Source organism: uncultured Campylobacter sp., assembly GCF_937949835.1.
GTDB lineage: Bacteria > Campylobacterota > Campylobacteria > Campylobacterales > Campylobacteraceae > Campylobacter_B.
Genome location: NZ_CALEDC010000384.1, coordinates 1 through 5,737 on the forward strand (window position 1 = coordinate 1; position 5,737 = coordinate 5,737).

General features: G+C 47.2%; 5 protein-coding genes and 1 pseudogene. 3 read left to right on the forward strand and 3 right to left on the reverse strand.

Annotation, left to right across the window (positions count from 1 at the left end; genetic code table 11):
* On the reverse strand, positions 1-925 hold a 925-nt coding region (locus Q0256_RS08690; RefSeq protein ID WP_297962261.1), incomplete at its 3' end, for a ribonucleotide-diphosphate reductase subunit beta.
* A gap of 248 nt (positions 926-1,173) precedes the next feature.
* On the opposite strand from Q0256_RS08690, the gene Q0256_RS08695 reads away from it, so the two are divergent.
* A complete protein-coding gene (locus Q0256_RS08695) occupies positions 1,174-1,404 on the forward strand; it encodes a hypothetical protein (RefSeq protein ID WP_297962262.1) in 231 nt (76 codons plus the stop codon).
* On the opposite strand, the gene Q0256_RS08700 is transcribed toward Q0256_RS08695, so the two are convergent.
* Both Q0256_RS08700 and Q0256_RS08705 read right to left on the reverse strand, forming a co-directional pair.
* Positions 1,375-2,097: an anaerobic ribonucleoside-triphosphate reductase activating protein gene (locus tag Q0256_RS08700; protein ID WP_297962263.1), complete on the reverse strand. Its 723-nt coding sequence runs from the start codon at positions 2,095-2,097 to the stop codon at positions 1,375-1,377. The two genes, Q0256_RS08695 and Q0256_RS08700, sit on opposite strands and share 30 nt — an antisense overlap.
* A 17-nt stretch (positions 2,098-2,114) precedes the next feature.
* A pseudogene (locus Q0256_RS08705) lies at positions 2,115-4,427 on the reverse strand (ribonucleoside triphosphate reductase).
* A gap of 171 nt (positions 4,428-4,598) precedes the next feature.
* On the opposite strand from Q0256_RS08705, the gene Q0256_RS08710 reads away from it, so the two are divergent.
* Together Q0256_RS08710 and rpsU are read left to right on the forward strand one after the other, a co-directional pair.
* Positions 4,599-5,231: a hypothetical protein gene (locus Q0256_RS08710; RefSeq protein ID WP_297962264.1), complete on the forward strand. Its 633-nt coding sequence runs from the start codon at positions 4,599-4,601 to the stop codon at positions 5,229-5,231.
* A 51-nt stretch (positions 5,232-5,282) separates the two neighbouring features.
* Entirely contained in the window at positions 5,283-5,495 is a 213-nt protein-coding gene (gene rpsU, locus Q0256_RS08715) for a 30S ribosomal protein S21 (protein ID WP_005869392.1), read from the forward strand.
* Positions 5,496-5,737: the final 242 nt, after the last annotated feature.

Sequence of the window (5,737 nt, forward strand, 5' to 3'; positions counted from 1 at the left end):
CCCATTTTATCGGGTGTTTCGCGCCGTATCGCTTCTCAAGCCCGATGGCGAGCAGGCGTTGATCGACCAGGTAGTGGATGTATTCTTCGATGATGTCGTCCGTAAAGCCCATGATTTGGTTATCCGTGATGTATTTGCCCCAATCGATCTCTAAGTTTCCCGCCGTCTCGAACATCTCGTAAATTTTATCCACGTTGCGCTTGTTAAACAGATCGGCGCGCTCCTTGCGGACGGAATTTATCATGTTTTGAAAGAGTAGCAGATGCGTGATCTCGTCGCGCTGTATGAAGCGGATCATCTGCGCGCTGCCTAGCATCTTGCCCGCGCGAGCGAGCGCATAGATCGAGGTAAAGCCGCTGTAGAAGTAGATCCCCTCTAAAATTTGATTTGCCACCATCGCTAGCAGCAGCTTATCGTCGCTAACCTCGCCCGCAAGCTCCTCATAGACGCTTGAGATGTAGTCGTTTTTCCTACGAAGCATATCGTCGTGCTTCTCCATCTCGTAAATCAGATCGGTATTTTCACAGATCGCCTCGACCATGACGGCGTAGGACTTGCTGTGGTTGGCCTCCTCGTAGGCTTGGCGAGCGAGCACGGCGTTGATCTCCGGAGCCGTGATGTAGGGGTTGATATTATCGGCAAGATTGTTGGTCTGAAAGCTATCCATAGATATCAGCTGGCTCCACACGAGATCGTACATCCGCTTCTCGGCGCTTGTGAGATTGAAGTTATAATCGCGCACGTCGTCGGTGGTATCGACCTCTTTAGGAAACCAGGTGTTGGCCTCCATCAGATCCCAAAGCTTCAGCGCCCATTGATATTTCGCCTTGGTAAAATTTAAAATTCCCTGCGGATTGCCGCCGAAGACCTTGCGATCGGTAAGCGTCTCGTCGGAGAAGGGGTTGTAGATTTTTTTCCTATCCATTTTTTGCCTTTTTAAAAATTTAGGGCGTATTGTAACGAAAAAAATCTTATCGAAGGCTTTGCAGGTGAAATTTAAAGGCGTGAAATTTCGCCCATAAAATTTGCGCGGAATTTTATAAGGCGCACACAGCTCGGCAGGGATACATGGCGGAATTTTGCGACTAAGCGAGCAAAAGCTAAATTTTATACCAGCTGTATACTTGGAGCTTTGAAATGAAATTTTACGGCGAAGCTTCGGAATAAAATTTTATGACAGAGGAATTTTATGATGAAATTTTAAAGGCATGCGGTGCGATTCCATCTATTTGCTTTTCGCCAATGCCTGCAGTAAGCACCATTGCGGCAAACGGCGAGGCGGAATTTTATCGAGGCACAATATATGCCGGGCAATGCGCGCTAGATAAAATTTCATCGCGTTCATCGCGGCAAGATGCTCATGGCAGCGCAAATTTAATCAAAATTTCGAAGTTCGATCTTTAGATCGGTGCGGATTTTGCTCGGATCAAAGCTCGCAAGCGGCGCGTCTAAATGGCCGAAATTATCGCCGGTGGGCAGGAAGTTTTGCAGATAATAAACGCCGCGATAACCCTCGCTGTATAGAATTTGCGCCATCCGCTCGATCTTCGCTTCGTTTAAAAAATCGGCATGCACGGTCGTGCGCACCTCAAATTTAAAATTTCGCCGCAGTAAAAGCCTAAGAGTTTGCAGAAATTTATCGTATAAGCTTGACTTCGTGATGAGCTCAAAATCCTGCCGCGGCGCCTTAAAATCAAGCGCGATATAATCGATCAGCCCCAGGCTTAGCGCCTCTTCGATCTTTTGCGGATTTGATCCGTTGGTGTCGACCTTGAGCAAAAAGCCGCGCCGTTTAACTTCGTGCGCCAGCGGGATAAAATCGCTCGCACAGGTGCATTCGCCGCCGCTAAATACGATGCCCTGAAGCTTGCCCGCGCGCGCATCCAAAAAGCGCAGAAACTCTTCGTTTGAAATTTTACCCTGAGAAGTAACGATTTGTGGGTTGTAGCAGTATATGCAGCGCATATTGCAGCCGCAAAACCACGCAATCGCGGCGATGTGATCAGCAAAATCAAGCATCGTAAACGGCGTGATCTCGTAAATCTGCGCGTTATGCAGGTTTAAGGCTTGCGGCGGCTTCGTATGCGTTTGTTGCATTTGGCCGGTAGCGGCGACTAGGCGATCTGCTTTTTGTCTTTTTTCTCTTCAAAAAAGACGCGCTCTTTGTGTTCGCCCTTCTTTCCGATATTAAAGCTCTCTACTGGGCGTAAATAGCCCATTACTCTTGTGTAAACGACGCATTTTGTGCGTTTTGCTTCTAACTCTTTTGGAAATTCCATTCTCCATCCTTTCATTAAGATTAAAATTTAAATCGCTATTTAGGCGCCCTTGCTCTGCTTGGCCTTGTATTCCGCAAGCAGTTCCTCGTCGCATTTCGGGCAGTATTCATGCTCGCCGCTGATGTAGCCGTGCTTATGGCAGACGCTAAAAATCGGCGTGATCGTGATATAAGGAAGCTTGTAGTTTTGCACTACGCTTTTTACGAGCTGTTTGCACGCCTGAGCCGAGCTGATGCGCTCCTTCATATACAGATGCAGCACCGTGCCGCCGGTATAGGAGCTTTGCAGCTCGTCCTGCATCGCCAGCGCCTCAAACGGATCGCTTCCGAAATTTGCCGGAAGCTGCGTCGAATTGGTGTAGTATATGTTTTTATCAAATCCCGCTTGGATGATGTCTGCGTAGCGCTTCTTATCCTCTTTGGCGAAGCGATACGTAGTGCCCTCGGCAGGCGTAGCTTCGAGATTGTATAGGTTGCCCGTCTGTTCCTGAAACGAGCGAATCTTCTCGCGCAGATACTCAACCATTTTAAGGGCAAATTTACGCCCGAATTCCGTCGTAATATCTTCTTTGTTGCCGCTAAAATTTCGGATCATCTCGTTTGCGCCGTTGATGCCGATGGTGCTGAAATGGTTGTTAAAGCCCGGCAGATAGCGCTTCGTGTATGGATATAAGCCGCGTTCAAACATCTCGGTAACGAATTTTCGCTTCTTTTCAAGCGTCGATTTTGCAAGCTCTAAAAGCTCGTCCAGCCTCGCATACAGCGCCTCTTCGTTATTTTTATACAGATAGCCTAGGCGGGCTAAATTTATCGTTACGACGCCGATGCTTCCCGTCATCTCCGCGCTTCCGAAAAGCCCTCCGCCGCGCTTTAGAAGCTCGCGCAGATCGAGCTGCAAGCGGCAGCACATCGAGCGTACGGCGCCAGGCTTATACGCCTTTGGATTGGGTACACGCTCACCATTTTCGTTAGTGATATATTGCGAGCCGATAAAATTTTGAAAATAGCTTGAGCCTACCTTGGCGGTGTTTTCAAATACCGCGTCGGCTGCAGGAGTATCCCAATCAAACTCCTCCGTTAAATTTACCGTAGGGATCGGGAAGGTAAACGGCTGGCCGCACTTATCGCCCGTCGTTAAAACCTCGTAAAACGCGATCACGATGCGGTTCATCTCAGGCTCGAAATCGCCGTAAGTCAAAGCCTCTAGCGAGTCCTTGCCGCGCCTTTTAGCCTCGGCCAAAAGCTCCTCGTCGTGTAAATTTTTAAATAGATGCTCGTTGTTATGCGTAGGGATCTGCGTTTTTAGATCATCCGGGCAGGTCATATCGATGGTGACGTTGGTAAATGGGCTCTGACCCCAGCGCGCCGGAACGTTTAGGTTGAACACGAAGCTCGTGATCGCCTTTTTGACCTCATCGTCGCTTAATTTGTCGCGGAAAACGTATGGCGCCAGATATGTATCAAAGCTACTAAACGCCTGTGCGCCCGCCCATTCGCTTTGTAAAATTCCAAGGAAATTTGCCATCTGATACAGCGCTTCGCGGAAATGCTTCGGCGCCTTGCTCTCGACCCTGCCGCGCACGCCGTTAAAGCCCTCGTTTAGAAGCACGCGCAAGCTCCAGCCCGCGCAATACGCCGTAAGGCAGTCCAGATCGTGGATATGATAGTCGCCGTTTCGGTGCGCCGCGCCCTCCTCGCGAGAGTAAATTTTATCTAGCCAGTAGTTTGCGATGACCTTGCCGGCGGTATTGTTTATCAGGCCTGCGTTTGAGTAGCTGGTATTGGAATTTGCTAAAATTCGCCAATCCTGCTTGCTGATGTATTCATTGACCGTCTGGGTGCAGTTGATATAGGTCGTATCCTCCTCAAGCCCCAAAATGTGCTCGCGCTGCATCTTGTGCGTGTGGCGGTAGATCATGAAGCTTTTCAAAACAGCGAAATCGCCCGCTTCGAAGAGCTTTTTCTCGATGAGATCCTGAATATCCTCGACGCTTAATTTATCCTTAAAAACGATCGCGCTCATTACGTTATCGAAAACCTTTTCGTCAAATTCGGTACCGACGCTTTTGTAGGCTTTTTTGATAGCATCTTTTATTTTGTAGGATTGAAATTCTTGAAAACTTCCGTCTCTTTTAATGATTTTTTTCATAAGCACCCCGAGAATTTTCTGAATAAATTGGCAGAAAGTATATCAAGGAATCTTTAACTCAAAATTAAAGGAACGAGCGGAATATCCGTTACAAATTTTGCTTATAAAAAACGAAATTTAACCAAATCTCGCTATAATCGCGGAGTTTATTTTATAAAATTTGGAAATGCTATGAAAAATTTTAAAATAAGTTTTTTCGTGATCTTGCTGTGTGCCTTTTTAGCAGGCTGCGCTGCGCTTAAAGGCTCTAAAAGCGCGGATAATTCGGCGCTTACCGGAGGCATCGATCACGCAGGATATCCAAACGCATATCTGGAGCGCATCGCAGGCGAAAGCATCGCTGATCTACTCTCAAAGCGTATCGTCGGCAAGAGAGGCGGTAGATTCAGCGTCGTCGGCATCGAGCCATTGGACGGGACGAACGCGCACGGCGTGGATGCGGAATTTTTGAGCAAAAAAATTAGAATTTCACTGCTGCATTCAGGCAAAGCAGTCGTCACAGACGCCCCAAGTAAAGATGAACTCGTATTTAGCAATGATGGCGTAAGCCGTGGCTATCACGCCGTAGAAAGCGGCTCGATCTACGCGCCGGATTACATCTTGGTAGGTAAAATTTTACCACAAAGCCCTGCTGTGGCAAACGACGGTAAGACGGGATCTAAAAAATCAAAAAGCTTAAATTCTGCAGCTAAAAATTCTACCGCGCAAGCAAGCGAAAGCCTACTTTTAGAGCTTTCGATGATAGATACTCGCAACAACAAGAGCGTGTGGAAGTATAAAAAAGCGCTTCAAAAGCAAATTTAAGGAATTTTTCGCTAAACTCACGATTCATTTTTTTGAAAGGCGGTGAGGAAAGTGCCTGGAGTAAAGGTATATCCGAACGAATCATTTGACGAAGCTTACAGACGCTTTAAGAAGCAGACCGATCGTAACCTAGTCGTTACCGAGGTTCGCGCGAGACGATTTTTTGAGCCGATGACGGAAGTCCGCAAAAAGCAAAAAATTTCAGCTCGCAAAAAGATGCTTAAACGTCTTTACACGCTACGTCGCTACGAGTCACGCTTGTAGCAACTTGCGCGGATTTGCGGATTTTAAATTTGCAGATCTGCGCGAAATTTTATCTCATATCTTTTTAAATTTACAACCCGTTTAAAATTTATCTACCACGTCAGCGCCGAAATTCCGATCTAAATTTTAAAATTTACCACTTAAATTTACCCGCCTTTTTGCGGCGCCTGCTTTATACGACACATCCGCCGGCGAGCCGCTAAATTTTGAAATTTATCTTTACCTATTCGTGTTTTAGATAT

What these genes read in the sequence shown, in the direction of transcription:
- Q0256_RS08695 (WP_297962262.1), top strand. Translation starts at nt 1,174, where the DNA reads ATGACAGAGGAATTTTATGATGAAATTTTAAAGGCATGCGGTGCGATT.
- Q0256_RS08700 (WP_297962263.1), bottom strand. Translation starts at nt 2,097, where the DNA reads ATGCAACAAACGCATACGAAGCCGCCGCAAGCCTTAAACCTGCATAAC.
- Q0256_RS08710 (WP_297962264.1), top strand. Translation starts at nt 4,599, where the DNA reads ATGAAAAATTTTAAAATAAGTTTTTTCGTGATCTTGCTGTGTGCCTTT.